The sequence below is a fragment of the Coleofasciculus chthonoplastes PCC 7420 genome (assembly GCF_000155555.1).
Classification (GTDB): Bacteria; Cyanobacteriota; Cyanobacteriia; order Cyanobacteriales; family Coleofasciculaceae; genus Coleofasciculus; species Coleofasciculus chthonoplastes_A.
This window is the reverse complement of the sequence record NZ_DS989897.1, coordinates 1-1038: the sequence shown is the minus strand read 5'-3', so window position 1 is coordinate 1038 and position 1038 is coordinate 1. Positions and strand designations below refer to the sequence as shown.

1 protein-coding gene is annotated in these 1038 nt (G+C 49.2%); it reads right to left on the bottom strand.

Annotated elements, in window-relative coordinates; genetic code table 11:
- Positions 1–1038, bottom strand: a 1038-nt coding sequence (locus tag MC7420_RS34685; protein ID WP_157453459.1) for a CBS domain-containing protein, incomplete at both ends; no start/stop codon positions are given.

Genomic DNA, 1038 nt, shown 5'->3' with positions numbered 1-1038 from the left:
ATTCGGACCGCCTGCGATGGGAATCAACCAACGCTGAAAGAAGGGAGGGATATAAGGCGGATGCATCATTTCACCCAATTTAACGACCATCACATCACAGGGCGCTTGTCGAATCACTGCATCCACTACCCCGCCAAAAATGCGTCCAGGGGTTGAGGTTGAGCCTTTCCACCCCATCATCATCAAATTAATATGTCGCTCTTTAATGGTGTCTAGAATCCCTTGAGTAATATCCTGACTCACCCGTATTTGAGTGTGAACGGGTATATTCCAATCTCGTCCCCACTTTTCCGCCTGACGTAATAACCGACGACTTTTTGTGGTTGTTACTGGCGTTTCTGCAGGAGACGTGCTGCGGGAGACGAGAATCACTTGTAGACATTCCAATTCATAGTCGCGATCGCGGGCGATGGCGGCGGCGAGTTTGACTAATATGGGGGCGGTTTGGGGATTAGCGATGGGAACTAATAACCGTCCTCGTCCCGTTTCTGGCGATCGGGTTTGATAAACTACATAAGAGGGTTCTGATTGTGATCTAGTCTGAGTTGTCTTACTATCAAGCTGATCCAATTCCGCCCGAATAATATCGCTGCGGGTAATAATTCCCAATAACTTCCGCCCTTCAGTGACTGGGAGGCGACTGAGGTGATAACGGTTGAGCAGATAAAGCACATCGACTAAACTCGCTGTCGGCTTCACCGTTATCGGGTGCGATGTCATAATCTCTGCTAGAGGTGTGGTGCCGGGAAACGGACAACGGGGCGGATTGCCTTGCATTTTTGTCGCCTGTGTAAGATCTGATTGACTAATAATCCCCACTAGCGTCCCTTCATCTACCACAGGAAACCCTTGGTGCGTCGAACGAGATACCATCTGCAAGGCGTCATCCAGAGTCATGTGCAGCGATAAAGTTTCTACCTGTCGTTGCATCAAATCCTCTGCTGTTAACCCAACCAATGAACCCTTGTCTACTTTTTGAGTGGGGGAGGTATACCCTCTCCATTCCACAGACGCTGATAAAGTGAGCCTTTGGAGAGT